The organism is Micromonospora profundi (assembly GCF_011927785.1).
Lineage (GTDB): Bacteria > Actinomycetota > Actinomycetes > Mycobacteriales > Micromonosporaceae > Micromonospora > Micromonospora profundi.
The window spans coordinates 472,651-497,260 of the sequence record NZ_JAATJK010000001.1; the positions used below are offsets into that span (position 1 = coordinate 472,651).

Below are 24,610 nucleotides of genomic sequence, written 5' to 3' on the forward strand. Positions count from 1 at the left end.
GTTACCACGTCATGAACGCGGTGAAGCCAGGTCTGCGCGCCATCGTCAACGCAGTGATCTACGCCCGGGTCAGCGAGGACGACAAGAAGCAACGTCGCTCCGTCGGCGAGCAGGAGCAGGAGTGCCGCGATGCAGCCACCGAGCAGACCTGGTCCGTCGCGAAGGTGTTCGTGGACAACGACCGATCAGCAAGCCGCTACGCCAGGAAGACGCGCGAGGAGTACGTCAAGCTGCTCGACTACCTCGCCACCGCGCATGTAGATGTGCTGGTCATGTGGGAGTCGTCCCGAGGTGGGCGAGAGCTTGAAGGATGGGCAGGTCTGCTCAACCTCTGCCGACGTCGAGGGGTCCGCATCCACGTAGTCACGCATCACCGAACGTACGACCTCGACAACCCGCGCGACTGGCGCACTCTCGCTGAGGATGGGGTCGACTCGGCGTACGAGAGCGAGAAGACGCGAGAGCGCATCCTCCGGTCCGTCCGGGCCAAGGCTGCGAGCGGCAAGCCACACGGGAAGCTGCTCTACGGGTACCGGCGGACCTACGACGACCGAGGCAACTTCATCGCCCAGGTGCCGCACGACGAACATGCAGCCGTCGTCCAGGAGGCAGCGAAGCGGGTTGCCGCTGGGGAAGCGTCCTACTCGATCGCTCAGGACTTCAACGCCCGAGGCATCCCCACACCGAGGGGAGGCAGCACCGGGTGGAGCCTCAGTCAGATCGGCCGGATGCTGAAGAACCCCGGGTACAACGGCAAGCGAGTGCACCTGGGCAAGATCGTTGGAGACGCTGACTGGCCGGCGATCATCGATGACGAGACGTACGCGCTGTGCCGATCGATCCTGACCGACCCGAAGCGGAAGACGCAGCGAGACACAGCCGTACGGCACCTGCTCTCCGGTGCCGCTGTCTGCGACCTGTGCGGCGGACGGATGCGGGTGCAGAAGAACCGGACCCACCTCGCGTACGTCTGCCATGGACGGTTCTGCGTCTCGGTGAAGACGACTGTGCTTGAACAGTTCGTGGTGGCTGTGCTCATGGCTCGGCTGTCCCGACCGGATGCGCTCGATCTGCTCAGCCCTGAACGCGACGCGAGTAGCCGTCAGCAGGCAGAGCAGGAAGCCAGGCGCAAGCGGGAGAGGCTTGACGAGTGGTACGCGGCAGCGGCACGCGATGAGATCAGCCCTGCCGGTCTCGCGACCATCGAGCGGAAGTTGCTCGCCGAGATCGAGGATGCCGAGAGCAGGGCACAGCACGTCGACGTGCCCCCGCTAGTGCGAGATCTGGTCGGCCCTGACCCTGAGCAGAAGTGGGAACGGCTGACCATCGGGCAGCAACGCGAGGTGGTGTCCCTGCTGCTCGACCTGCGGGTGGGCAAGACGTACCAAGGCGCACGCTCGCTCGACCCTGCTCGGCTTGGCAACTCTCGCTGGCGTGGTGACTCGCAGACGTGGGCAGAGCGTGGGTTGGTGTGACCTCTCTCGATCCAGTCGCGGTGTCCATCGTGGCGGAGTTGGTAGCCTGCCGGCACTGAGCCCGTCACCGATCCCATGGGTAGGCAGAGTGTCCATCGTCGAGAAGATCACGATCGGTGTTGCCATCGCTGGCGCACTGGGTGTCGGTGCGTTACTCAAGTCGTGGGTGGATCACTGGCTGTCCCGAGGTGAGAAGAAGATCAACATCGCCGACAAGTCGGTGCAGATCGCTGAGGCGTTGATGACAAGGATGGAAGGCGAACTGACCCGTGTGCAGGAGGCTCTTGCCAAGGCGCAGCAAGAGAGCGAGGAACTGCGCATGACGTTGGTGGAGACCAAAACTGCCAAGGGGAAGCTCAGCGAGCAGTTGAAGGAAGCGAAGAAGTCCCTGCAAGGTGTGAACGTGCAGATCGGCAACGCCAGCAATGCGATCAGCGACATCCAGGGAGAGATTCGCGGGGTCACCCTGGTCCGCCACCGGTTGTACAGCACGCCAGAAGACCAGGCAATGGCGGATCGCTTGACGGAGATCGCCAGGGCTCATGCTGCTGGTGCCGCACGTGACGTGGTCACGGAGCTGAAGCAACGCCCCCGGGGGGTGTGACCCCTTCGGCGCGGGAAGCCGGATCGCTACGTCTTAGCGCCGCCCATCGCGCCCCAGTCCCAAAGTCGCCGTGACACCCCGAAACCGCCCCTGACCAGGGGACCTTTCCCCGGTGAGGCACCAAAAAATGCGGTGCCACCGATAGGAAGTCGATGGGCTGGCGGGGTGCCAGGTTGCCCCAGCACCCCCGCTTGCCTGGCCTACCGCAGGCCAGCCCGCTTCATCGCCCGGTGGTTGCGCTGCCGGCAGGTTGCGTTGCAGAACTCCCGCAGGTAGCCGGCATCCCCTGGCAGGGGATCCCCGCACCACCCGCAGGTCGGGCCGGTGTACCGACGTTCCTCGCGGCTCACGCCGCGTCCTCGTCGCTGGTCGCCATGAACAGCGCGACGTGCACCAGGGACAGCGGGCCACCGGCCATCCGGCGATGCGAGTTGTCGAACCGGGCATGGCAGCCACGGCAGCGCGGGGTGTAGTGGTCGGGGTTGGTGCTGTAGGGCTTGCCAGCCTCGCGACCCTCGGGCATGCGCGCCTGGTCGTGGTCGGCGTGGGAGTACGACCAGTGCTCGGCCTGGTTGCCGCATCGGCAGTTGTACTGGCTGGCGCTGCCTCGCTGGCCCTTCACCCGGTTGTGCGCGCCGTCGTAGGTGAGGACATCCTTGCGCCGGGGGTCTGGGTGGTTGGCCCGGTCAGTGCAGTTGGCGGTTACGCCGCTGGCCACGTTGCCGATGCGCAGTGCCTTGACGTTGCCGCAGCCGCAGCGGAACAGAGCCCGAGGCTCGCCGCTACCCTCGATCCGCTCGACCAGCGTCAGCGGCCCGTAGACGTTGCCTGGCCTGTGCTTCCGCTGGTTCGGCCGGCTGGTCGGGTAGTTCCCGCGCGGTCGTGGGTCGGTCTGCCTGGCTTCCCGCTCACGCTGCCGTCGAGCCTGGTCCCGGCAACGCTCGCCGCAGTGGATGGCTTGCGGTCGCTTCCCTTCCATCGAGCCGCCGCAGTGCTGGCATGCCCGGTCGGTCATCTGGTCGGTGGTGTTCACTCTGGATCGTCTCCTGTAGGTAGTGCACAGCAAGGGGCACAGGCTCGGTCAACCCGCTCAGAGGCTCTGAGAGGCGGGAGATCCTGTGCCCTTGCGTGGGTGTGGGTGGTGGTGTGATCGGCCGTCAGTGCGGCGCTGAGCGGGCGGCTCTCTGCCGCCTGCGTACGAACCTGTTCCGGTGGTAGCCGCAGCAGAACTTGGAAGCCCTGCCGCTCTTGATCGGCACGGGTCGACCGCAGTCAAGGCACGCCGGGTTGTCGCTCAACTCCTGGCCGACGAGTAGGTCACCGTGCCCGTTGCGCCTACGGCGCGCGTAGTGAGTCCCGCACATCCCTCGGGCTCGATGGGGTCGGGTGCAGTCGTCAACCAGGCATCCCCGGTCGGTGGTGTGGTTCGTGTTCGTCATGTCGTGTCACCAGGGGAGGGGCAGGCGCGGACCTGCCTGCCCCGTCATCCCGTTGGTCAGCCGGCGATCCGGGCGACGGCGACAACCTCGACGACCACGCTGCCGTTGACCTGCTGGTAGTTGGAGAACTCCCGCCCCGGCTTGTTCGCCTCGGTGGCTACCTGGTCGCTCACCACGCGGGCGGACTCAACCCGGCCGATGCCAGCGGCGATCTCACCAACCAGGCTCTTGATGCCGTTGCGGGTGAACTCGCTCAGCTCCTGGCTGCCGTAGTAGCGGGAGGTCAGGTCAAACTCAACCCGAACGGTGCGCCGCTCCTGGTCGTCGTCCTGCTCGGTGTTGACGACGGTCGAAGAGTTGAGCCCCGACAGGATCCGGCTGGCCCGGTTGTCGAAGCTGCCCCGGGTGTTCCCGAACATGCCGCCGCCGTACTGGTCGGCGTTGCTCAGGTCGACCGTGCCGCCCTGCTTGGTGATCGCGCTGACCAGGTCCAGGCCGAAGTTCCGCAGAGCCTCGCCGTTGACCGAGGTTGCCAGGGTCGGCACGTCCGGCTTGATGTTGGTCAGCCGAACATCGACCGTCACCCCGCTAGGGCTCGGGCTGGCGTTGGTGCTCACCTGGCCGTTGCCGCTCGCCTCGATGGCAGCGAGACCAGCCAGGATCGCAGCGCCGTCGATCGGCTGACCGTTCGGGGTGACGACGGTAACGGTTACCGCGCCGGACATGATCCCGGTGGTCGGGTTGGCCTTCGTCGCCGTCGCCTGGTTGACGTACACACCCGGCTTGCTGCGGTCGTCGGCGTTGACCGTGACCGTCAGACCGAACAGGCCGAACGCGAACGGGTCGGCCTCGATCCGCTCAGCGACGAACCGGGCAAGCGTCGGGTTGTCGGTCGCCTGCGCCGAGTTGAGCGCCTTCTCAGCCGGCTTGATCGCCTTGCGCGCTGCCTCGATCAGGTAACCGGTCCGCTCGATCTCAGCGCGAGCGGTCAGCAGGTCGAGCGCGCTCACGCTGGCGTCACCACGGGTCAGTCGGGTGATCAACTCAGCCTCGGTCTCCTCGGCCCGCTCGTGTTCGGTCTGCCGCCGGTCGACCAGGGCGACAGCCTCGGTCAGCTTCTCCCGAGCGATCTCGGTGGCGGTGCGGGCGGTGGTGCGGTTGGACTTGGTAGCCACGGTGGTTGTGCTCCTTCGGATACAGAGAAGGGCCGGCAGGTAGCCGGCCCGTAGGTGGTGGTGCTGTAGCCCGCTCAGGTCGCCGCTGAGCGACGAACGGGCAGGGGTTGGGGGTAGGTGTGGGTGGTCAGAGGGTGACTGCACAGCCCCAGTAGTGAGCCGCGTAGGTCGGCAGGTGGTCGACCTTGTTTCCGATGCGCTTGCGGGAGACGGTGCGCAGCTTCATCGACACGCCGTCGAGCCCAGCCATGTACCGGGGGAGTACGTCACCGGTCGTCGGGTCGACCAGGCTCATCGGGTCGATGACCATCGGGGTGCTGCCTTCAACGAAGGTGACGACCACCAGCCGACCCGTCATCCGGCCATCGGCGGACCAGGCGTTACCCCGGGGGCGTAGGCGGACGGCAGGCAACGCCTCGGGGGTGTGGGTCATCCCACGGATGGCGGACGGCTGAACGTCAGCCCCGGGGTACGCGTTGGCGAGCACCTGAGAGACAAGCGTCGGCAGGATCATGTCCGGCTCGGGGTAGGTGCGGGTTCGGGGCAAGCGGCGAGGGTTGGTCACGGGTAGGGGTCTCCTGTTCGTCGTGAGGGATGGTCAGCCGGCAGACCGGGCGGCAGCCTGAGCAGAGCGGTAGAGCGCGGTTGCCTTGCTCAGTGACTCGGTTGCCTCGGTGATCTCGGCGGCAGTGGACTCGGGATCGGCTTGGATCCGAGCGAGTCGGTCAGCGGCGTTGCGCTTGGCATCGTGGGCGAGCGCCCATCGCTGCTCGGCAAGGTTGCGGGCAGCCTCGCGTTCCTTCTTGGACAGCTTGGTCACGCGGTGGTTCTCCTGTTCGTGGGTTGGTTGCTCTGCGGCGCTGCGGTCCGGTGCGTCAGCGTCAGCACCTCCGGTGCCTCTGCGGCGGCAGAAAGATCAGCGGCAGAACGACGAAAGCCCCGCGCGAGCGGGGCACTATCCGGTCAGCGGGTTGTCTGGTGATGGCCCCTCCGGGGCCTCTATCTCTTCGCCGCTGCCTGGTCATCGGGAGCGCAGCGGCACGGCGCGCGTAGCGCACAGCGCCACAGGGCTAGGGCTTCTCAGCGAGTGCCAGAGCCCAGACATCGGCAGTCGGCCTGGAGGGTTCGACCTTGACCGGCTCGGCCGGCGTAGCCGGCGTGGGTGGTTCAACCAGGTCCCACACGGAAGGCTCGACAACCTCGGGAACCTCGACCTCGCTCGGTCTGGTGAAGATCCCGAGAGCGGGGGTCTCTGTAGATGTAGAAGTAGAGGGAGGTAGATGGTGGGACTCTGTGTCCCTCTCAGTGGGACTCTGTGTCCCTCTCGGCGGACAGGATGTCCCACTCGGCCCCGAGCGAGACTCGCTGACCCTCTCGCGAGTGGGACTCTGTGTCCCTCTCGGCTCGGTGGTCTCGTTCTGCGAGTGGGACTTTGTGTCCCTCTCGGCAACCCGGTCGGGCCGAAGGTTGAACCAGAGATCAACCCGTCGCCGGGTGCGCTCGACCTGCCGGAAGTACTTCATCACCTCGGGCTGATCCTCGCCGAACGCTCGGTGTGCCGTCTTGCGGGAGAGCCCCGCGTCGTCGGCGATCATCTCCAGGCTTGCCCTCACCTTGCCGTCGGCGTTGTTCGTCCGCAGCGCGGCGAACACGATCATTGCCTTCTGGCTGGCGCTCAGCTTCTCGTCTGCCCGGACGGTACGCATGGTGCCGAGCACGTCGAACGTGTCGGCGCTCTTGTGCTTGCTCACGATGCTGCGGCTTCCTGCGGGACCGTCAGGACCCACGTATCGGGGGCGAGGGGGATCAGCCAACCCTTGACGATCAGTGCGTCGATGTCCTCGCGGACTTGATCGACGGTCAACCCGGTGTCCCGTGCCCACTCCTCGACCGTCATGCGGAACGGGGGACTGGTCATCGTTGCTGGCTTGGCTGCCCGGTGGTCGCGCTTGCGCCGGCTCACTGCTCGGTCACCTCCTGGTCGTCGTCGTGGGTCCAGCGGGGAAGGCTGGCCAGCCGGTGGAGTACGTCCGCCATGCGCTGCCGGCTGGTCGGGTCGAGCAGGTTGCGCAGTCGGCGGAAGGTCTCGGGCTCGATGTGGGTGGTGGGCAGGGTCGTCACTGGCTGACTCCATGTCAGGTCGGGGTGGCTGGTTCACTCGCCGCTGAGCAGGCCCCGTAGCCGGGCTCGCTGGTCGGGTGTGAGGGGTGGTGCCGCCTCGGCGAGGCGCTGTGCGATCTCTCGGAGGTGTTCGCTCAACGGCCGATCTCCCGGGCGTACCGCTCGACCTCGGCCAGGGGGTAGACGACCGCGCCGAGTAGGCGGGCCCACTTCATCGGGGAGCGGTGTTCGGTCCGCTGGTTCGAGAGCGTGCCGATGCTCAGCCCGAGTCGAGCTGCGGTCTCGGCGGTGGTCAGGTACGTGATGCCGTCGATGACGTGCACTGGTGGTTCCTCCTTCGGTGCGGGTGGGATGTGGTCGCATCCCTGGTCAGGGCCAACAGAAAGTGCCCGCACCCCTGATCGGGTACGGGCTGTGTGGGTGGTGCTCAGGTGGTCGGGCGAGATGCCCTACACAAGTAAGACGGGTTGATCTTGGCCGTTTTAGTGGTCCTTGTGACGCGCCTCACCGAAACCCGCTGGCAGCCTCTCAGCGTCGTTGACGCTCGACGCCTACACCTGACTACCCCCGCCAACCGTTCGCCCGGCAGCGTGGCTCTCAGCGGACCGCAGGCCCGCTCTACCGGGGGATGCCTCGACGAGTCCACCCGATGAACCTGACGAACAGTGCGTCAGGTCCGGGCACCTCGTTGGGGTTGAGCTTGAGCAGGTCCCCGGTCGCGTCGAACAGGCAGCCGGCCATCTCGATCGACAATCCGACCGGGTCGTCGTGGAACACGGCGCGCAAGGTCAGCCGAGCAGTTGGGCACGGCCAGACGCCGCAGCCTCGGCGGCAGTGCCAGATCGGGCGGATGGGTGCGTGCCCTGCGGAGATCGGCAGGCAGTGGCCAGAGGGAAGATGGCGTGACGGCATGCTCACATGCTGTCGCTCGACTAGGTCAACCGTCAACGGTTCATGACGTTGTTCCGTTACCGACGCTCGCCGCTGCCTACCGTCAACGGGTGTGGACCTGGTCGGCGTAGCGGAGATCCGAGACATGCTCGGCGGGATCAGCCGGCAGCGTGTCAACGTGATCACGAATACCAAGGGGTTCCCTGACCCGGTCGCCACGCTCGCCATGGGCAAGGTGTGGCGTCGGCGGGATGTTGCCCGCTGGATCACTGAGCACCGGCCCGACCAGGCTGACTGACCCGATACGACGAAAGCGCCCCGGTCACCCGTGATGGGTGCCGGGGCATGTCGTTATGGCTCACGCCTCGCCAACTTCATCAACAAGGGGTGCGCCAGATCTGGACCCGAACTGCATCTTCAACCTGAACACCGGGCCGATGCACAACGGCATCATCGACTACTCAAGGCTGCACAAGGAGTTGATGGAGCTGCTGTTCTGCCCGCCATCCGTGGAGGTGCACGGACCTCTGTGGTTGCCGGCTTGCGTAGGTCCAGGTCAGAGCACCGTGAGCGCCTGTCGTCCACTTCGTACAAGCGTGCGAGTAGCTGTGCTGAATACATGTCACCCGTAGCGCTCGCTATGGTGTTCCAAGCGCATGGATGGTGCACCACCTTCCAGGTCAGTTGGGCTGGGATCGGGTCGCCCCGACGGCCGGGGGACGACCGTCCCCTATCCCAACGACGACCGAAGGAGTGCAGTTGAGCATGCGCCGCAAGGGGCCTTCGGGCCCGAGGAAGAACCGGCGGAACAACGCCAACCGGTGGCGGGATGTCGGGGAGTGGGTGGCACTGGCACTCAAGGTGCTCACCTACTCCATCGGCCTGGCGGTAACGCTGGCCGGAAACGGGTGCGGACCCAACTGACTGACCGTCAGTTGAGCCCGCACCAGACCGGAAGGGCCTCCCGCCTCGCGCTCGCCAGCAGAGGGGCGGGGGGTCTTCCTCCTGCATCGCGCTGCAACGAGGTGCAACGCTCTGCATCGTGTTGTAACGCTTCGCACGATACAACGCGTGCCAGAGGTAGGAAACACGGTGTTGCCTATCGTGCCGTCGAGAGCGGCTGGACGTGTTGGCTGACGGCCTCGCTACTCGGTGACCACCTGGCCGGCGGCAAGCAGTTCCCGCCATGCCTCGGCAGCCTGCTCGACGCTCGGCTCAGAGATCACCGGCTCTCGTCCGTACAGACCGATGACCGGCCGACCGTCAAGCGTGGTGCCGACGTGCATCACGTCCCCGTCGTCATCCTCGGTCGGTTCCCAGCCTCGCCGGTCGAGATCCCTCACGGCGTGATCCCAGCCGGCAGCCTGCAAGGTGACCGGACCGGCAAGCGGGTCGATGTCGTCGGCAACGCGGGGGAGGATCAGCAGACCTTCGCCGGTCATCGGGTCCAGGTGGGCAGTGTGGTCGGCGTAGCGGATGGTCGTGATCACTTGCTGATCTTCTCTCCGGTCTCGGTGCCTGCCCAGCGGGCAAGGTCGTCACGGTCGTACACATCGACGCCGTTGCGCTTGTTGCGCGGTAGTGGCACGTCTCCTACTCGCCGCTGTGCCCTCTTCTTGGTCGCCTCGTACGACCAGGGGAGAACACCCGTAGCGCACGCCTCCTTGAGCGTCAGCCGGTTGTCCCCGCAGGGCTTGATAGACGCGCTGACCAGGGAAGGGGACATGTCCGGGGACATCGCCAGCGAGCGAGCCTCTGAGGCGGTCAGGTAGGCAACCTGCGTCTCGGTCACCTGGTCGCCGATGACCACCTGCCATCGGCCACGCACCCGAGACGCGCGGGGCATGACAGCCTGCGGAGCGAGCATCTTCCAGGCGTTCGCGGTGTACCGGGCGAGGCAGCGAACACCGAAGTTCTCCCGGCTCTCGGGTCCGCCGATCGCTCGGGCGGTCAACATCTGCGCCACGCCGATCACGTTGACCTTGGCACTCCGACCCATGAACAGCAGTTCGCCCAGAGCACCGACAGCCGGCGACCGCTTCGGGTCTCCCTTCTCCCGGTTGTCCGCCCACCAGTTGGCAAGCTGCGTCAGGGTCGCGTTCAACTCCTCGCAGATCACCAGCACCCGGGGACCAGGATCCCAACCGTCCGGCGCATGGAAGGCGAGGGTGTTCCGTTCGTCGGCGAGCGCAGCCAGCTTGACCAGGGCGTCATGCATCTGCCCCGGCTTGGTGCAGTAGTCGACCTGGTCCAACCCGAGCGCCCAACGGTGGGAACCCTTGCGATCCAGGATCACCACCCGCCCACCCCGACGGAGCACCTGCACGGCAACCAGTTGCGCAAGTACCGACTTGCCCGCACCCGTACCCGCGCTGACTGCGATGTGCGGGGAGTCGTCGTCAAGGCTGATCGTGACCGGCTGGTTGCCGGCACCCTGGCCGAGGTAGAACACGGCGTCATCGGTCGACAGGTGCTCGGCCACCTGGTCGACGCCGACCCGGGCCGGCGGGCGCTTGCGCACCGTCCAGACCGCCCGCACCCGGGGTCCAACCTGGTGCCACGACTCGACCAGGTCAGACACGGGGATCTTCGCGCCGACGATGGAAGAGACCAACTGACGCTGTTCCCTGGTCAGGTACGGGGTGTCTGCGGTCAGCTCGATGCGCGGCCCCTGGTCGCCATCGACCGGACGGCGGAACACGGCCAGCTTGGACGTGACCGGCTCAGCCTTGCGCTGCACCGACCAGGCGACCCGCTGAGCCTGCTCAGGAAGCCAGCGGATCACCGGCTCGACGTGCTCGCCGTACCAGGTGCGGACGGCCGTCTCAGCCGGGCTCAGCGGCTTGGCCAGACGCGGGGTGAGGTTGCCCAACGACGGATCAACGTGAAGTTGCACGCCGGTCTGTAGACCCATGGCGGGAGCAAGGGCAGCCAGGGTCGGGGTGACGTACTCCCGGTTGAACCGGCGCATGGTGAACCGACGCCTGAGGCGGTAGCTCACAACCAGCGCAGCCGTGCCGACCAGTGAGCCGACCTGCTCGGGCTGAGCCACGGCCAGCGCAGCCGTAGCCGGCACGCTGAGCCGGATCACCTGACGCTGCCAGCCGGCCAGCCTGCCCGGTCCCCGGTGGCGGTACGGGTAGCCAGGCTTGCCGCTGAGCGGCCGACCGGACAGGTACCGATACGCCACCCGAGAGACCGTGTGCTTGCGCTGTAGCTTGCGGAGAGCCCGCTCCAACTCGGTCATGCCGTCACCCCCGCCAGCTCAGGTGCGCGCTCGCTGACGACAGCCTCGGCAGGCTGCGCCGGGGAAGCCGAGCCCGTCGAGCGGGTCGGCCGGTAACGCTTCACGGTCGCCAGGGACACCCCGGCAAGCTCAGCGATCCGGGCGTGAGTCGCCTCGGGCTCAGCGAGGTGAGCCGACATGACCCGGTCAGCCGACGTGAGCGACCGGGGGACAGGCTTGCGGCTCGGCTCACTGGTCCGCTTGACCCGCTGAGCCTTGACCGGCTCGACGGCAACCGGCTCGGGGGTCGGCTCATGCTCGACGGCAACCGGCTCAGCGGTGACCGGCTCGACCGGGGCAACCGGCTCAGGGTGGATCAGCTTGCCTCGACGGCTCAACACCTCGACGGCGATGAGGAAGGCGACGGGGGGAACGGCGGCAACGGCACGGGCAGTCCAGGTCGGGTGAGCAGATGCCACGTTGGCGGCAAGAGTGGCGACGATGCCGAACGCCACGGCCAGCCGAGCAGACAGGCGAGGCTTCCGCCCGCTGCGCTTGTCGTCGAGCATCGCCAGCGTGCCAACCAGGATCAGACCATCGATGGACAGCGGGAGCACAGCGGCAACCGAGACATGCTCACCAGCCTGCCGAGCCACCTTGAAGATGTGGGAGAACGATGCGTAGCCAGCGACCAGGGCGACCAGGGCAGTGGTTGCGCGGGAGGTGACGGCGGTCAGGTTCACGGGGTCTCCTCGGTCGCGAGGTTGGCGGGGGTGATGTCGTGCGTGTGGACCAGGTGCCGAGCAACCAAGAACGGGACGACCATGGAGGCCGGACCACCGATCAGGATCAGCACCAGGGCGTAGGCAGCGGTCTCGTTCATCGGCCACCCGCCAGAGCCTCGGAACGGCACGGACCGCAGTTGGCAGCCGAGCTGCCCCGGTGCCTCGGGCACTGCTCCATGTCCCGCTGGACAGGCAGTGCGGCACCAGTGAGAGCGCGGGGGGTGAAGGTCTTCTTGCCCTTGATCTTCGGAGAACTCTCTCCCGCGCTTGCGCGGAAGGACGGTTCTTGATGGTTCAAGGACGGTTTGTAGGAAGCCTGCTTCCGGTCGGTGCGGAAGCAGGCTTCCGGCCGCTCGACGCTCTGCTTCCGGTCGGTCGGTACCGGGCGGAAGTCTGCTTCCGGGCGGTTATCCACAGGCTCGGGGACCTCGGTCGGTCGACCAGGCTGCGGCTCGGCGAACGGGTCAAGCGCAACCGGAACGGTGCGCCGACGCTCCATCGCGAGATCCCAGACAACGGGTCGCCGGTCGGTGGGCAGGTGGAAGACGTGCCGCTGATCGCCCCGCCGGATGATGGCGAGCCGTTCCAGCGTCGCAAGGTCACTGCGTATCGAGCGGGTCGACTTGCGGGCGTAGTGGGCGAGCCGTTCCTGAGACGGGTACGCGGCTCGGCCGTTGGCATGCGCATGGTTGGCGAGACCAACCAGCACAGCCAGACAGGCAGGGGGTACATCGGGCGCGTCGTTGAGCGCCCATGACAGGGCTTCTACACTCACAGCGGGCCGACCTCCAGTGTCGGTCAAGGCCCCGGATCACAGACGTTGGCGCGTCTGCCGGGGCCGCTCTTGAGTTATGGACTCATCCCCCTATCGGACGTTCTCCGGAAGCAACGTGGCGATCGTGGTGGGAGCGGTGCTGCTGCTGGCCCGCTGGGCACGCGCCGGCCCGTGGCTCGCCGCAGGACTCTGCGGGGTGGCGCTCGTGGGCTTCGTCATCCTGGTGCGTCCGTCGCCGAGCGTCGTACGGGCCGCCACGATGGGAGCGATCGGGCTCGCCGCGCTTGCCGCCGGTCGACCCCGCGCCGCGCTGCCCGCGTTGGCCGCCGCGATCACGGTGCTGGTGCTTGTCGACCCCGAGTTGGCAGGCGACGCCGGGTTCGCGCTGTCCGTGCTTGCCACCGGTGGCCTGCTGCTTCTCGCTCCGCGCTGGCGGGACGGGCTGCGCCGCAGAGGCGTCCCGAGCGGGTTGGCCGAGGCGTTGGCGGTGCCGGCGGCTGCCCAGGTCGCCTGCGGGCCGGTCGTCGCCGCGATCTCCAGCACTGTCAGCCTGGTGGCGGTGCCGGCCAACCTGCTGGCGGTACCGGCCATCGCGCCGGCGACAGTGCTGGGCGTGGCGGCGGCCGTGCTGTCGCCGGTGTGGCCGTCCGGTGCCGAGTTCGTCGCGTGGCTGGCGAGCTGGCCGGCCTGGTGGCTTGTCGTCATCGCCCGCCACGGTGCCCGCCTGCCTGCCGGCACGCTCCCCTGGCCGGGTGGGGCGGCCGGTGCCCTGCTGCTGGCCGGGCTGACCGTTGCGCTACTGATCGCCGTACGCCGACCGCTGGTGCGCCGGCTGGTGGCGGTCGTCGCCGTCGCCGCGCTGATCGGTGCGCTCCCGGTCCGGCTGTTGGCCACGGGCTGGCCGCCGCCCGGGTGGGTGGTGGTGGCCTGCGCGGTCGGTCAGGGCGACGCCCTGGTGCTGCCTGTCGCTTCCGGCCGGGCGGTGGTGATCGACGCCGGGCCGGAGCCCGGGCCGGTGGACGCCTGTCTGCGGCGGCTCCGCGTCCGGGAGGTGTCACTGCTGGTGGTGAGCCACTTTCACGCCGATCACGTGGGTGGGGTGGCCGGGGTGTTCCGGGGCCGGCGGGTGGCCGCCGTCCTGACTCCACCGTCGACGGATCCACCAGGCGGCCGGGACGCGGTGCACGCGGCGGCGGCCGGCGGACGGGCGGCGCTGTTGGGCACCACGGCCGGGGCGCGGTATCCGATCGGCGGGGTCGACCTGCTGGTGCTCGGCCCGCCCTATCCACTGACCGGCACGAGATCCGACCCGAACAACAACTCGTTGATATTGCGCGCCACTGTCGCCGGAGTACGCATCCTGCTGCCGGGCGACGCCGAGACCGAGGAGCAGCACGCGGTCCTGACGCGGGTGACGCCGGGGCAGTTGCGGGCCGATGTGTTGAAGGTTGCCCACCACGGCTCGGCCTACCAAGACGGAGGTTTCCTGGACGCGGTGCGGCCGGCCGTCGCGCTGGTGCCGGTCGGGGTCGGCAACACGTACGGGCACCCGAACCCTGGCCTGTTGGCCCGGTTGAGCAAGGGCGGCGCACGGGTGCTGCGGACCGACACCGATGGCGACCTGGCGGTGGTGCGTGCCGGCGGGGGCGTAGCGGTGGTCCGCCGAGGAGTGCCACCGGGGCGGCCACCGTAGGTCGCGTAGGTCGCAGAGCGGACGGCGGCGGGTGATCGCCGTCGGGGCCGACAAGTGAGGGCGGCCACCGTGACAGCCAGCGGGTCTGTGCTCTCTGTGGAAATTGCAGCACCAACGAGGAAACGGTGGGTGAATTGCGCATTAGGCGGTAAATAGAGATGGATGTCTGGATTTGCGCTAAGTGCGGGCTGCACCGACCGGGCGGCGAATGAGCAGGCACGATCCCGCCGTGGGGCGTGCGAATATGGGCGACGTGACCCCGGCCAGCCTCGCCCCCATTCTGCTCGTCCTCGGCGACGAGGAGCTGCTCGCCACGCGCGCGGTGACCGAAGCCGTCGAACGTGCCCGCAGTGTCGACGCCCAGGTGGACGTCCGCGAGTACCAGGCAGCCGTGCTCACCGTCGGCGAGATCGCCGAGATGCTCAGCCCGTCGCTGTTCGGTGGGCGGCGGCTGCTCATCCTGCGTTCCGGCCAGGACGCCCGGAAGGATCTGGTCGCCGCGCTGCTGGCGTACGCGAGGAATCCCGACCCGGAGGTCCAACTGCTGGTGCTGCACCTGGGCGGCGCCAAGGGCAAGGCGTTCGCCGACGGCCTGCGGTCGGCCGGTGCCACAGTGGTCCCGGCGGCCAAACTCAAGGGGCACCGCGAGCGGGTGGCCTTCGTCCGTGACGAGATCCGCCGGGCCGGCGGCAAGTGCACCGACGACGCCGCCGAAGCGCTGATCGCTGCGGTCGGCAACGACCTTCGCGAGCTGGCCGCCGCCTGCTCCCAGCTCATCGCCGACACCGATGGGCGGATCAGCGCCGACACGGTCTCCCGTTACTACCGGGGCCGGGTCGAGGTGACCGGCTTCACGGTGGCGGACGCCACGATGGTCGGCGACGTGCCCGGGGCTCTGGAGGCGCTGCGGTGGGCCCTGCATGTCGGCGTCGACCCGGTGCCCATCGCGGATGCGCTCGCCGACGGTGTGCGTACGGTGGCCCGGGTCGCGTCAGCCGGGCGAGGTAACGCGTACCAGTTGGCAAGCAGCCTGGGCATGCCAGCCTGGAAGATCGAGCGGGCGCAGCGGCAGGGGCGGGGCTGGACCCCGGAGGGACTGGTCCGGGCCATGCAGGTCGCCGCCGAGTGCAACGCGGCCGTCAAGGGTGGCTCGGACGACAGGGCGTACGCCCTGGAGCGCGCGGTCTTCTCGGTCGCGGCGGCCCGGCAGGGCAGCAGCCGGTGACGGGACCGAACCGTACGGCGTGGGCCACCATCCCGGCCGACGAGGAGCGTTACCGGCCGCTCTATGCCCGGCTCCTCGGCCTGCGGTTCGTCAACCCCGGCGGGGTGCTCTGCTTCCTCTTCTTCGAGGGCACCATCGCCCTGGCGGTGCTGCTGGCCCTCGCGGAGTTGGTCACCTGGTGGGCGGTGCTGGTGCTGCCGCTTGTGGTGGCGGCGATGGTCAAGCTCAACGACATGGTGGCCGCGACCGTCGTCCGGTCCGCCGCACTCGTACCTGAGCAGGAGCGGGACCGCTTCCGCAGGCAGATGGAGCCTGTCGTCGGCCGGGCCCGGGTCGAGTGGATCCCGCACAGCGTGCCTGGAGCAGTCGTGGTGGATGCCGCGCCAGCGCCCCCGCCGTCCCAACCTCAGTAGATCTTGGAGTGGAACGGCCCCTCCAGGGGCGCTTTCTCACCAAGATCTCGAAGCCCGGTGGAACGCTGGATATGCGGAAGCCCCGGACCGGGGTCCGGGGCTTTCCGAATTCAGTCTGACAGGAGCGTCAGGCGGAGAGCGCAACCACGCGCTTTGCGATCGCGGACTTGCGGTTCGCGGCCTGGTTGGAGTGGATCACGCCCTTGCTGACGGCCTTGTCCAGCTTGCGCGAGGCCTCCTGCATGAGCGCGGTGGCCTTCTCGACGTCACCGGCCTCAGCAGCCTCGTTGAACTTCCGGACGGCGGTCTTCAGCGACGACTTGACCGACTTGTTGCGCAGCCGGGCCTTCTCGTTCTGCCGGTTGCGCTTGATCTGGGACTTGATGTTCGCCACGCGACAGCCTCGTCTTGATAGCTCGGGTTGGTCAGCTTAAGTGCGCGGGATGACGAACATGCGTCAACGCTGCGCGAAGAGCCAGGTTACCAGGTCGCCCGGGACGAGCCAAAACGGCTCGACCGCCGAGCGGCCGACCCCGGCTCGCCGGGGACCACAATACGCCCTGGCCGCGTCACGCCCAGCCCTGGCGTCGGGCAAGCCAGTCGAGCGCCTGCCCGCCGCTGCGTCGTCTGTGCGCCGTGAGGTGCGGGGGCACCGTCGCCGGTGCCGCGTCCGCCCCGGTGAGGTAGTAGCCGGCGAGCGCCGCCAGGGTGGCGTCGAGGGCGTCCGGGGGCGCATCGGCGGTGGTCGGGTGCGCGGCGAAGAGCCGGTCGGCGTCCAGCCCGTCGGCGTACGCGCTGAGCAGCAGCCCGGCCACGTCGAACCAGGCCGGCCCGGAACACGCCCAGGTCCAGTCGCAGAACCAGGCCCGGCCGTCCATGTCGACGAGCACGTTGTCTCCCCGCAGGTCGCCGTGGATCAGCCCGGGCGACCGGGCGGCGTACCGGGGGAGTTGGGACTCCAGCTCCACCAGGTCGGGCAGCCGACCCCGCACGTGCACGGGCAGCGCCGGGGCGGGCTCCCTGCCGGCGGCGACCTCCTCCCACCACAGGATGTCCGAGCGGGCCAGGTCGGCGAGGTGCGGCAGGCCGAGCGCCGTGAGCGCGGCAGGTGGGTCGGCCAGCGCGGCGGCGACCTCGGCGTACCCGGCGAGCGTGGCCTCCAGCTCGGCAGGCGTCCAGGGCCGGAGGGGGCTGTGCCCGTCGACCGCGTCGGTGCAGAGCACGAACCATCCGGCCTCGTACAGCGTCCACCGGAGGCGGGGCGCGGGCAGGCCGACCGGCAGCCGGTCGAGGATCGCGGCCTCCCGGGCGTACGAGTCGACAAGGTGCGCTTGCCCCGCGCTGGCCGCCGCCTTGACGAAGACCCTGCCCCCGTCGGCGGTGTCGAGCACGGCGGCGAAGCCCCCTGTGAAACCGGCGGCGGCGACCCGGGCGGCGACCACCGCCGCGCCGAGACGGTCGGCTATCGCGTACCGCAGCGCCGCAGGCAGCGCCGACCACGGCGGGCGCGGCACGCCCGCGTGGGGCGGAGTCGGCGGGGAGGACACCACACCATGCTGCCCCGGGGTACGTGCGCGACGCGCGGCGACACTGCCAGACTGCCAAACCATGAGGACCGAGGACTTCTGGCAGCTGATCGACGAGGCCCGCGCCGGTGGCGGGGGAGAGCCCGGCCCGGTCGCCGCGCGGGCCGTCGCCCTGCTCGCCGAGCGCGACCCGGAGGACATCATCGGGTACGCGCGCCACCAGACGAGGGTGCTTGCCGCCTCGCACAAGGCGGACCTGTGGGGTGCGGCGTACCTGATCAACGGCGGCGCCTCGGCGGAGGGCTTCGAGTACTTCCGGGGCTGGCTGATGACCCAGGGTCGGACGGTCTTCGCCCGTGCGGTCAGCGACCCGGACTCGCTGGCGGAGCTGCCGCAGGTGCGGGCCGCCTCGCTCAGTGGCGAGGAGTTCTCCGCCGAGCAGATGCTGTCGGTGCCCTGGGACGCGTACCGCAAGGCCACCGCCACCGAACTTCCGGCGGACCGCGACCCGGTGCGTACCCCGGATCTCAACGACTTCTGGGACTTCGACGACGAGGAGGAGGCCGGCCGACGGCTGCCCAGGCTGGCCGCGCTCTTCGTCGAGCCGCCCCTGGAGTGAGGGGTTCTCGGACTGATCCATCGCCCGCACAGTGGGCGTACCCCGGCGGCGTGGGAACATAGAGGGGGTCGGCGGCGCGCCGGCCTGTTCACGTCAGCCGACCAGAACGGACCGCTGTGCCACCGAAGCTCGATCCCGGCGCGAACGCTCCTGGTGCCACCGACCCTGGTCGCATCCGGAACTTCGGCATCATCGCCCACATCGACCACGGGAAGTCGACCCTGGCCGACCGGATGTTGCAGCTCACCGGTGTGGTCGACCCCCGGCAGATGCGCGCCCAGTATCTGGACCGGATGGACATCGAGCGCGAGCGCGGCATCACCATCAAGAGCCAGGCCGTCCGGATGCCGTGGACCATCCGTGAGGGCGAGCGCGCCGGCGAGCAGGCCGTGCTCAACATGATCGACACCCCGGGGCACGTCGACTTCACCTACGAGGTGTCCCGGTCGCTGGCCGCCTGCGAGGGGGCCGTTCTGCTTGTCGACGCCGCGCAGGGCATCGAGGCACAGACCCTCGCCAACCTCTACCTGGCGCTCGAGAACGACCTGCGCATCATCCCGGTGCTCAACAAGATCGACCTGCCGGCCGCCCAGCCGGAGAAGTACGCCGAGGAGCTTGCCCACCTGATCGGCGGCGACCCCGCCGACTGCATCCGGGTTTCCGGCAAGACCGGCGAGGGCGTGCCGTACCTGCTCGACGAGATCGTCCGGCAGTTCATCCCGCCGGTCGGCGAGGCCGAGGCGCCCGCCCGGGCGATGATCTTCGATTCGGTGTACGACGTCTACCGCGGCGTGGTCACCTACGTCCGGGTCATCGACGGCCGGATCAGCGCTCGGGACCGGATCAAGATGATGTCCACCGGCGCGGTGCACGAGTTGCTGGAGATCGGCGTCATCTCACCCGAGATGGTCAAGGCCGAGGCGCTCGGCGTCGGCGAGGTCGGCTACCTGATCACCGGTGTGAAGGACGTCCGGCAGTCCCGGGTCGGTGACACGGTCACCATCAACAGCCGCCCGGCCGCCGAGGCGCTGGGTGGCTACAAGGACCCGAAGCCGATGGTCTACTCCGGTCTCTATCCGATCGATGGCTCCGACTACCCCAACCTGCGTGAGGCGCTGGACAAGCTCAAGCTCAACGACGCCGCGCTGGACTACGAGCCGGAGACCTCCGGCGCGCTCGGCTTCGGTTTCCGCTGCGGCTTCCTCGGCCTGCTCCACCTGGAGATCATCCGGGAGCGGCTGGAGCGCGAGTACAACCTCGACCTGATCTCCACCGCGCCCAACGTGGTCTACCGGGCCATCCAGGACGACGGCGAGGAGATCGTCGTCACCAACCCCAGCGAGTACCCCACGGGCAAGATCGCCGAGGTGTACGAGCCGGTCGTCCGGGCCACAGTGCTGACCCCGAACGACTACGTGGGCGCGGTGATGGAGCTCTGCCAGGGCCGGCGCGGCAGCCTGCTCGGCATGGACTACCTCTCCGCCGACCGGGTGGAACTGCGCTACACGCTGCCCCTCGCCGAGATCATCTACGACTTCTTCGACCAGTTGAAGAGCCGTACCAAGGGCTACGCCTCGCTCGACTACGAGCCCTCCGGCGAGCAGGCGTCCGACCTGGTGAAGGTCGACATCCTCCTGCACGGCGAGCCGGTGGACGCCTTCAGCGCCATCGTGCACAAGGACAAGGCGTACAACTACGGCGTCACCATCGCCGCCAAGCTGCGTACTCTGATCCCGCGCCAGCAGTTCGAGGTGCCCATCCAGGCGGCCATCGGCAGCCGGGTCATCGCCCGGGAGACCATCCGCGCGATCCGCAAGGACGTGCTCGCCAAGTGCTACGGCGGTGACATCAGCCGCAAGCGCAAGCTGCTGGAGAAGCAGAAGGAAGGCAAGAAGCGGATGAAGATGGTCGGCCGGGTCGAGGTGCCGCAGGAAGCCTTTATCGCCGCGCTGTCCTCCGACTCCGGCGACGGCAAGGCCGCCGGCAAGAAGTAGTCACGCCGCCGAGGTCCTGGCCCGCATCGCCGACCCGGACCTGCGGGCCCGCCGTCTCCTCGTCGTCGGCCCCTCCAGGCGCTCGATGACGCCGCCCGGTGGCGGGCTGCCGGGTGTGGGCGGCGTGCCGGCGGAGAAATTTTTCGCCCTGCAGTCCTCGGCCGGCAACCCGGTCGCAGGGCCGTTGACCTGTGTGGACGCGCTCCCAGCCCAACCGACGCAGCCCTCCGGCATTGACGTCTGCCGCTCGTTTCCCGGTGAGTCGGTTTGGTTTTTCGGGCGGTCGGGAACTTAGCGGTCACGACAGGAAGCACACACACATCGTGTGTCGGACATTCTTAGAAGGAGGGCGACCGTGGAGCTCACCGTGTGGGGCATCATCACCGCCATCGTTGTTGGTCTCATCGTCGGGGCCCTGGGCCGCCTGGTCGTCCCGGGCCGGCAGAACATGCCGATCTGGCTGCACCTGCTGATCGGTGTCGGCGCGGCCCTGCTGGGCACGGTGCTGGCGCGGGCGATCGGTATCGCGACCGAGACCGCCGGCATCGACTGGACTGAGCTGCTGGTGCAGGTCGTCGTGGCTGCCATTGCCGTCGCGCTTGTCGCCGGCGTGGGTGGTCGCCGCCGAGTCACCCGGTAACACAAGCACCACCGCGTACCACAGCAACCTTCGATGGGCGCCCGGCCGACAGGTCGGGCGCCCATCGGCGTTGCTGCCCGTCGGGGGCCAATCCCTCGACTCCACTCGCTGATCGACTCGGCATCCGTGAAATCGGGGTGTCCCCGGCACCGGGACACCCCGATTTCATGAATCCCGTGTTGATCAAAGCGTCTTCGGCGGCCGCCCGCGCGCATCGAAGTCGGTTTGAGTTTTCGGGCAGTCGGGAACTTAGCGGTCACGACAGGAAGCACACACATCTGTGTGTCAGACATTCTTAGAAGGAGAGCGACCGTGGAGCTCACCGTGTGGGGCATCATCACCGCCATCGTTGTTGGTCTCATCGTCGGAGCGCTCGGCCGCCTGGTCGTCCCGGGCCGGCAGAACATGCCGATCTGGCTGCACCTGCTGATCGGTGTCGGCGCGGCCCTGCTGGGCACGGTGCTGGCGCGGGCGATCGGTATCGCGACCGAGACCGCCGGCATCGACTGGGCCGAGCTGCTGGTGCAGGTGGTCGTCGCAGCCATCGCCGTCGCGCTCGTCGCCGGCGTGGGTCGCCGCCGCAGCGTCACCCGGTAACGAGCCACGCGGCGCCAGCCGGCAGCGAGTGCCAGCCGGTTACGAGCGCGCCAGCCGGTAACAACCTCGCATCAGCCGTACTACGAAAGAACGCCCGGCCCCCGGCCGGGCGTTCTTTCGTGGTGGAGTGCCCGAGTTCGCCCCGGCACCACGGCTCTCCCCGTCGATGTGCTGCGGTACCGTCGCCACGCTTCGCCGGTCTGCCCACTGTCGTAAAGGAATTCTTCGTACTAAGGTGCGGCGGAGAAGGTTAGTTCCAGGCGGCGCGAGGGGAGAAGTGGCGTGAACAGGTGGAAACGGCTGGCCCCGGTCACCGCCGTGGTGGCCTCGGTCGCGATGGTGCTGACCGGCTGCGGAGGCTCCGGCGAGGACGCGGCCGACGACAGCAAGCTCACGGTATGGATGATGGGCGAGGGCGGCGACGCGCAGAACGCCTTCCTCGACTCGGTCGAGGCGGAGTTCCGGCAGAAGCACCCCGACACCGACGTGGTGGTGCAGTACATCCCCTGGCTCGAAGCGCCCAAGAAGTTCCAGGCGGCGCTCGCCGGCGGTGAGGGACCGGACATCACCGAGTTGGGCAACACCGAGACTCAGGGCTGGGCGGCCCAGGAAGCGCTCGCCGACGTCAGCGGCCGGATGGGCGGCTGGGCAGAAGGCAAGGACCTGCTGCCCGACCTCGTGAAGAACGCGCAGCTCGACGGCAAGCAGTACGGCGTGCCCTGGTACGCGGGCGTGCGAGCGATCTACTACCGCACCGACTGGTTCGCCGAAGCGGGCGTGCAGCCGCCGAAGACCTGGGACGACCTGGTCAGCGTGGCCAAGGCCGTGCAGGCGAAGAAGAAGGGCACCTACGGCATCGCCCTGCCGGGCAACTCCGAGCTGCCCTTCTACTCGTTCCTCTGGGGTGCCGGTGGCGAGATCGCCAGCAACCAGGGCGGCGCCTGGAAGTCCGGCTACACCACTCCCGAGGCGCAGCGGGCCGTGAAGTTCTGGACCGACCTGGTGACGGTCCACAAGGTGGCCCCACCGGCCGCGGCCGGTTGGAACGAGATCGACGCGCGTACCCAGTTCGCCACCGGCAAAGCCGCGATGGCCTTCGCCGGCAGCTGGCAGCAGGCCGCCATCAAGAAGGACAACCCCGAGATCGAGAAGGTCTGGGGTACGTTCCCGATCCCCGGCCCGGACGGCAAGGCCGCGCCCGCCTTCGCAGGTGGCTCGGACGTGGCGATCTGGAAGGACAGCGAGCGTCAGGACCTGGCCTGGGACTACCTGACGGTGCTGCTGAACAAGAAGAACGCGCAGAGCTTCGCGAGCAGCCTCGGCTTCTTCCCGGTCTACCAGGATCTGGTCGCCGGTGACACGTACGCCAACGACAAGGTGATGGCCGCGTTCGCCACCACAATGCAGAACACCAAGCTCACGCCGCTCACCCCGAAGTGGGTGGAGGTCAGCCGGACCAAGACGGTGACCCAGGCGATGAACAGCTCGGTCATGAAGGGCCAGAAGACGGTCGAGAAGGCCACCGCCGACGCGGCCGCCGAGATGGAAGGCATTCTGAACAGCAAGTGAGCCTCCTGACGAAGACCTCGGAGACGTCCGCCGCGCGGGAGACCCCCGCGCGGCGGCGTCGCCGGGTGGACCGCCTGCCCTACCTGCTGCTCCTGCCCGCCCTGGTGATCATCGGGGTGTTGCTGCTCTGGCCGCTCGGCCAGGTGGTGACGATGTCCTTCTACCGGCTCAACAGCGTGCGGCAGTTGCGCGGCGACCGGGAGTGGCCCTGGGTGGGTCTCGGCAACTACATCGAGATCCTCACCGATCCGTTCTTCCTGACGGTGCTGCGCAACACCGTCCTGTTCGCGGCGGCAAACGTGCTGCTCACGATGGTGCTCGGCACCCTTGTCGGGCTGCTGCTCAACCGGCTCGGCCGAAAGATGGCCACCTTCGTGGCCAGTTGCGTGATGCTGGCGTGGGCCACCCCGGCGTTGACCGGCACCATCGTCTGGAAGTGGATCTTCGACGATACGAGTGGCCTGGTCACCTGGCTGTTCAACGCGCTGCCGGACGGGCTCTCCAACGCCCTGTTCGGCCGCAGTGACTGGACCGGCTACGGCTGGTTCAACTCGCCGCTGCTGTTCTTCGCCATCCTCACCCTTGTGGTGGTCTGGCACTCGTTCCCGTTCATCGCGGTGAGCGTGCTCGCCGGCCTGAAGAGCGTGCCGAGTGAGCTGCACGAGGCGGCCCGGGTGGACGGCGCGAGCCCGTGGCGGGTCTTCTGGAAGATCACGTTCCCGCTGCTGCGCCCGGTCTTCGGGATCCTGATCGTGCTCTCCACCATCTGGGACTTCAAGGTCTTCACCCAGCAGTTCGTGTTGGCCGGCGGCACCCAGGACCGGCCGACGTTCATGCTCTCCATCTACTCGTACGCCGAGGCGTTCTCGCCACCTCCGAAGTACGGCCTCGGCGCGGCCATCGCGGTGATCCTCACGCTGATCCTGCTCGTCGTCACCGGCTTCTACGTACGGATGGTGCTCAGGCAGGAGGACGAGTCGTGAAGAAGATCGCCCTGAACGGCGCCGGGCTGCTGGTCGCGCTCTTCGCGGCCTTCCCGGTCTACTGGATGATCTCCACCTCGCTCAAGCCGAGCAGCGAGATCTTCTCGTCCACCCCGCAGCCGGTGCCGGCCCATCCGACGCTCGCGCACTACCGGGAGATCCTGACCGGCAACCTCATCCCCGGCGTGAGCTTCCTCGACTTCTTCCTCAACAGCGCGCTGGTGGCGGTCGCGACGGTGCTGCTCAGTGGCCTGGTCGCCCTGCTCGCCGCGACCGCGGTGGCCCGCTTCCGGTTCAAGCTGCGGACCAGCTTCCTGATCATGCTGCTGGTGGTGCAGATGATCCCGCTGGAAGCGCTCGTCATCCCGCTCTTCCTGATGATCCAGCGGCTCGGGCTCTACAACACGCTGCCCAGCCTGATCCTCACGTACCTGGGCTTCTCGCTGCCGTTCGCGGTCTGGATGCTGCGCGGCTTCGTCGCCGCGGTCCCCAAGGAGCTGGAGGAGGCGGCGGCCATCGACGGGGCCAGCCGGGCACAGACGTTCCGGCTCGTGCTGTTCCCGCTCGTCGCGCCCGGCCTGGTGGCCACCAGCATCTTCTCGTTCATCACCGCGTGGAACGAGCTGATCTTCGCGTTGACGTTCATCAACGACCAGAGCCGCTACACACTGCCGGTGGCGATGACGTTCTTCTTCGGTCGCGACGACACCAACTGGGGTCCGGTCATGGCCGCCTCCACCCTGTTCACCCTGCCGGTCATCATCTTCTTCCTGCTGGTGCAGCGGCGAATGGTCTCCGGCCTGGTGGCCGGAGCCGTCAAGGGCTGACCGGCCCACGGCCCGCCGCGTCAGGCCACGGCG

Annotated in this window: 30 protein-coding genes and 1 pseudogene; 14 read left to right on the forward strand and 17 right to left on the reverse strand. The window is 68.3% G+C overall.

Going from position 1 to position 24,610, the window contains the following annotated elements:
- The first annotated feature begins 11 nt into the window (after nucleotides 1-11).
- Together F4558_RS02180 and F4558_RS02185 are read left to right on the forward strand one after the other, a co-directional pair.
- Nucleotides 12-1,475, forward strand: coding sequence for a recombinase family protein (locus F4558_RS02180; protein ID WP_245241414.1), 1,464 nt, complete (start codon nucleotides 12-14; stop codon nucleotides 1,473-1,475).
- 88 nt (nucleotides 1,476-1,563) lie between these two features.
- Nucleotides 1,564-2,079 carry a hypothetical protein gene (locus tag F4558_RS02185; protein WP_167943032.1) on the forward strand — a complete coding sequence of 172 codons (516 nt, stop codon included), beginning with the start codon at nucleotides 1,564-1,566 and terminating at the stop codon, nucleotides 2,077-2,079.
- 200 nt (nucleotides 2,080-2,279) lie between these two features.
- On the opposite strand, the gene F4558_RS31185 is transcribed toward F4558_RS02185, so the two are convergent.
- From F4558_RS31185 to F4558_RS31360, 10 genes are all read right to left on the reverse strand, one after another.
- Nucleotides 2,280-2,429 (reverse strand): hypothetical protein, encoded by a 150-nt coding sequence (locus F4558_RS31185; protein ID WP_209273157.1) that lies wholly within the window; start codon nucleotides 2,427-2,429, stop codon nucleotides 2,280-2,282.
- Entirely contained in the window at nucleotides 2,426-3,112 is a 687-nt protein-coding gene (locus tag F4558_RS02190) for a hypothetical protein (protein WP_167943033.1), read from the reverse strand. The genes F4558_RS31185 and F4558_RS02190 overlap by 4 nt, the downstream gene beginning before the upstream one ends.
- Before the next feature lie 462 nt (nucleotides 3,113-3,574).
- The gene (locus tag F4558_RS02195) at nucleotides 3,575-4,693 is read right to left on the reverse strand and encodes a hypothetical protein (protein WP_167943034.1); all 1,119 of its coding nucleotides are present in this window, start codon (nucleotides 4,691-4,693) and stop codon (nucleotides 3,575-3,577) included.
- A gap of 127 nt (nucleotides 4,694-4,820) precedes the next feature.
- The gene (locus tag F4558_RS02200) at nucleotides 4,821-5,240 is read right to left on the reverse strand and encodes a hypothetical protein (RefSeq protein ID WP_167943035.1); all 420 of its coding nucleotides are present in this window, start codon (nucleotides 5,238-5,240) and stop codon (nucleotides 4,821-4,823) included.
- Nucleotides 5,241-5,291: 51 nt separating this feature from the next.
- Complete coding sequence (locus tag F4558_RS02205) at nucleotides 5,292-5,513, reverse strand: hypothetical protein (protein WP_167943036.1); 222 nt, start codon at nucleotides 5,511-5,513, stop codon at nucleotides 5,292-5,294.
- A 250-nt stretch (nucleotides 5,514-5,763) separates the two neighbouring features.
- Nucleotides 5,764-6,444 carry a hypothetical protein gene (locus tag F4558_RS02210; RefSeq protein ID WP_167943037.1) on the reverse strand — a complete coding sequence of 227 codons (681 nt, stop codon included), beginning with the start codon at nucleotides 6,442-6,444 and terminating at the stop codon, nucleotides 5,764-5,766.
- Nucleotides 6,441-6,656, reverse strand: a complete 216-nt coding sequence (locus tag F4558_RS02215) for a hypothetical protein (RefSeq protein ID WP_167943038.1) — start codon at nucleotides 6,654-6,656, stop codon at nucleotides 6,441-6,443. The genes F4558_RS02210 and F4558_RS02215 overlap by 4 nt, the downstream gene beginning before the upstream one ends.
- Complete coding sequence (locus tag F4558_RS02220; protein WP_167943039.1) at nucleotides 6,653-6,814, reverse strand: hypothetical protein; 162 nt, start codon at nucleotides 6,812-6,814, stop codon at nucleotides 6,653-6,655. Before F4558_RS02220 ends, F4558_RS02215 begins: the two co-directional genes overlap by 4 nt.
- Before the next feature lie 134 nt (nucleotides 6,815-6,948).
- Entirely contained in the window at nucleotides 6,949-7,137 is a 189-nt protein-coding gene (locus tag F4558_RS02225) for a helix-turn-helix domain-containing protein (RefSeq protein ID WP_167943040.1), read from the reverse strand.
- A 295-nt stretch (nucleotides 7,138-7,432) separates the two neighbouring features.
- Complete coding sequence (locus tag F4558_RS31360; RefSeq protein ID WP_245241255.1) at nucleotides 7,433-7,591, reverse strand: hypothetical protein; 159 nt, start codon at nucleotides 7,589-7,591, stop codon at nucleotides 7,433-7,435.
- Nucleotides 7,592-7,817: 226 nt separating this feature from the next.
- Here F4558_RS31360 and F4558_RS02235 point away from each other — a divergent pair, with 226 nt between their 5' ends.
- Together F4558_RS02235 and F4558_RS02240 are read left to right on the forward strand one after the other, a co-directional pair.
- Nucleotides 7,818-8,003, forward strand: coding sequence for a hypothetical protein (locus F4558_RS02235; RefSeq protein WP_167942846.1), 186 nt, complete (start codon nucleotides 7,818-7,820; stop codon nucleotides 8,001-8,003).
- Nucleotides 8,004-8,464: 461 nt separating this feature from the next.
- Nucleotides 8,465-8,629 (forward strand): hypothetical protein, encoded by a 165-nt coding sequence (locus F4558_RS02240; RefSeq protein WP_167943042.1) that lies wholly within the window; start codon nucleotides 8,465-8,467, stop codon nucleotides 8,627-8,629.
- A 221-nt stretch (nucleotides 8,630-8,850) separates the two neighbouring features.
- Here the strand turns inward: F4558_RS02240 and F4558_RS02245 are convergent, their stop codons facing one another.
- From F4558_RS02245 to F4558_RS02265, 5 genes are read right to left on the reverse strand one after another with little or no spacing between them, the layout of a single operon-like run.
- Complete coding sequence (locus F4558_RS02245; RefSeq protein WP_167943043.1) at nucleotides 8,851-9,195, reverse strand: hypothetical protein; 345 nt, start codon at nucleotides 9,193-9,195, stop codon at nucleotides 8,851-8,853.
- Entirely contained in the window at nucleotides 9,192-10,952 is a 1,761-nt protein-coding gene (locus tag F4558_RS02250; protein ID WP_167943044.1) for a type IV secretory system conjugative DNA transfer family protein, read from the reverse strand. The genes F4558_RS02245 and F4558_RS02250 overlap by 4 nt, the downstream gene beginning before the upstream one ends.
- Nucleotides 10,949-11,674, reverse strand: coding sequence for a DUF2637 domain-containing protein (locus F4558_RS02255; RefSeq protein WP_167943045.1), 726 nt, complete (start codon nucleotides 11,672-11,674; stop codon nucleotides 10,949-10,951). The genes F4558_RS02250 and F4558_RS02255 overlap by 4 nt, the downstream gene beginning before the upstream one ends.
- A complete protein-coding gene (locus tag F4558_RS02260; protein ID WP_167943046.1) occupies nucleotides 11,671-11,814 on the reverse strand; it encodes a hypothetical protein in 144 nt (47 codons plus the stop codon). Before F4558_RS02260 ends, F4558_RS02255 begins: the two co-directional genes overlap by 4 nt.
- Entirely contained in the window at nucleotides 11,811-12,491 is a 681-nt protein-coding gene (locus tag F4558_RS02265; RefSeq protein ID WP_167943047.1) for a helix-turn-helix domain-containing protein, read from the reverse strand. Before F4558_RS02265 ends, F4558_RS02260 begins: the two co-directional genes overlap by 4 nt.
- 103 nt (nucleotides 12,492-12,594) lie before the next feature.
- Between F4558_RS02265 and F4558_RS02270 the strand changes: the two are divergent.
- From F4558_RS02270 to F4558_RS02280, 3 genes and pseudogenes are all read left to right on the forward strand, one after another.
- Nucleotides 12,595-14,184: pseudogene (locus F4558_RS02270) on the forward strand (ComEC/Rec2 family competence protein); the annotation flags it as partial.
- A gap of 244 nt (nucleotides 14,185-14,428) precedes the next feature.
- Complete coding sequence (holA, locus tag F4558_RS02275) at nucleotides 14,429-15,409, forward strand: DNA polymerase III subunit delta (RefSeq protein WP_167947194.1); 981 nt, start codon at nucleotides 14,429-14,431, stop codon at nucleotides 15,407-15,409.
- Nucleotides 15,406-15,822, forward strand: a complete 417-nt coding sequence (locus F4558_RS02280) for a hypothetical protein (RefSeq protein WP_053656072.1) — start codon at nucleotides 15,406-15,408, stop codon at nucleotides 15,820-15,822. The genes holA and F4558_RS02280 overlap by 4 nt, the downstream gene beginning before the upstream one ends.
- A 127-nt stretch (nucleotides 15,823-15,949) precedes the next feature.
- On the opposite strand, the gene rpsT is transcribed toward F4558_RS02280, so the two are convergent.
- Nucleotides 15,950-16,216, reverse strand: coding sequence for a 30S ribosomal protein S20 (rpsT, locus tag F4558_RS02285; protein ID WP_053656074.1), 267 nt, complete (start codon nucleotides 16,214-16,216; stop codon nucleotides 15,950-15,952).
- Between the two features lie 175 nt (nucleotides 16,217-16,391).
- On the reverse strand, nucleotides 16,392-17,369 hold the full coding sequence (locus F4558_RS02290; RefSeq protein WP_312877262.1) for an aminoglycoside phosphotransferase family protein: 978 nt from the start codon (nucleotides 17,367-17,369) through the stop codon (nucleotides 16,392-16,394).
- Nucleotides 17,370-17,430: 61 nt separating this feature from the next.
- Between F4558_RS02290 and F4558_RS02295 the strand changes: the two genes are divergently transcribed.
- The 7 genes from F4558_RS02295 (at nucleotide 17,431) to F4558_RS02325 (ending at nucleotide 24,577) form a co-directional block, all read left to right on the forward strand.
- Nucleotides 17,431-17,967: a DUF4240 domain-containing protein gene (locus F4558_RS02295; protein WP_053656076.1), complete on the forward strand. Its 537-nt coding sequence runs from the start codon at nucleotides 17,431-17,433 to the stop codon at nucleotides 17,965-17,967.
- A gap of 116 nt (nucleotides 17,968-18,083) precedes the next feature.
- On the forward strand, nucleotides 18,084-19,961 hold the full coding sequence (gene lepA / locus F4558_RS02300; protein ID WP_053656078.1) for a translation elongation factor 4: 1,878 nt from the start codon (nucleotides 18,084-18,086) through the stop codon (nucleotides 19,959-19,961).
- A 355-nt stretch (nucleotides 19,962-20,316) separates the two neighbouring features.
- On the forward strand, nucleotides 20,317-20,601 hold the full coding sequence (locus F4558_RS02305; RefSeq protein WP_167943048.1) for a GlsB/YeaQ/YmgE family stress response membrane protein: 285 nt from the start codon (nucleotides 20,317-20,319) through the stop codon (nucleotides 20,599-20,601).
- 312 nt (nucleotides 20,602-20,913) lie between these two features.
- Entirely contained in the window at nucleotides 20,914-21,198 is a 285-nt protein-coding gene (locus tag F4558_RS02310) for a GlsB/YeaQ/YmgE family stress response membrane protein (protein ID WP_053656083.1), read from the forward strand.
- 282 nt (nucleotides 21,199-21,480) lie between these two features.
- Nucleotides 21,481-22,767, forward strand: coding sequence for a sugar ABC transporter substrate-binding protein (locus F4558_RS02315; RefSeq protein WP_053656085.1), 1,287 nt, complete (start codon nucleotides 21,481-21,483; stop codon nucleotides 22,765-22,767).
- Nucleotides 22,764-23,750: a carbohydrate ABC transporter permease gene (locus F4558_RS02320; protein WP_053656087.1), complete on the forward strand. Its 987-nt coding sequence runs from the start codon at nucleotides 22,764-22,766 to the stop codon at nucleotides 23,748-23,750. The genes F4558_RS02315 and F4558_RS02320 overlap by 4 nt, the downstream gene beginning before the upstream one ends.
- Nucleotides 23,747-24,577, forward strand: a complete 831-nt coding sequence (locus tag F4558_RS02325; protein WP_053656089.1) for a carbohydrate ABC transporter permease — start codon at nucleotides 23,747-23,749, stop codon at nucleotides 24,575-24,577. Before F4558_RS02320 ends, F4558_RS02325 begins: the two co-directional genes overlap by 4 nt.
- Nucleotides 24,578-24,610: the final 33 nt, after the last annotated feature.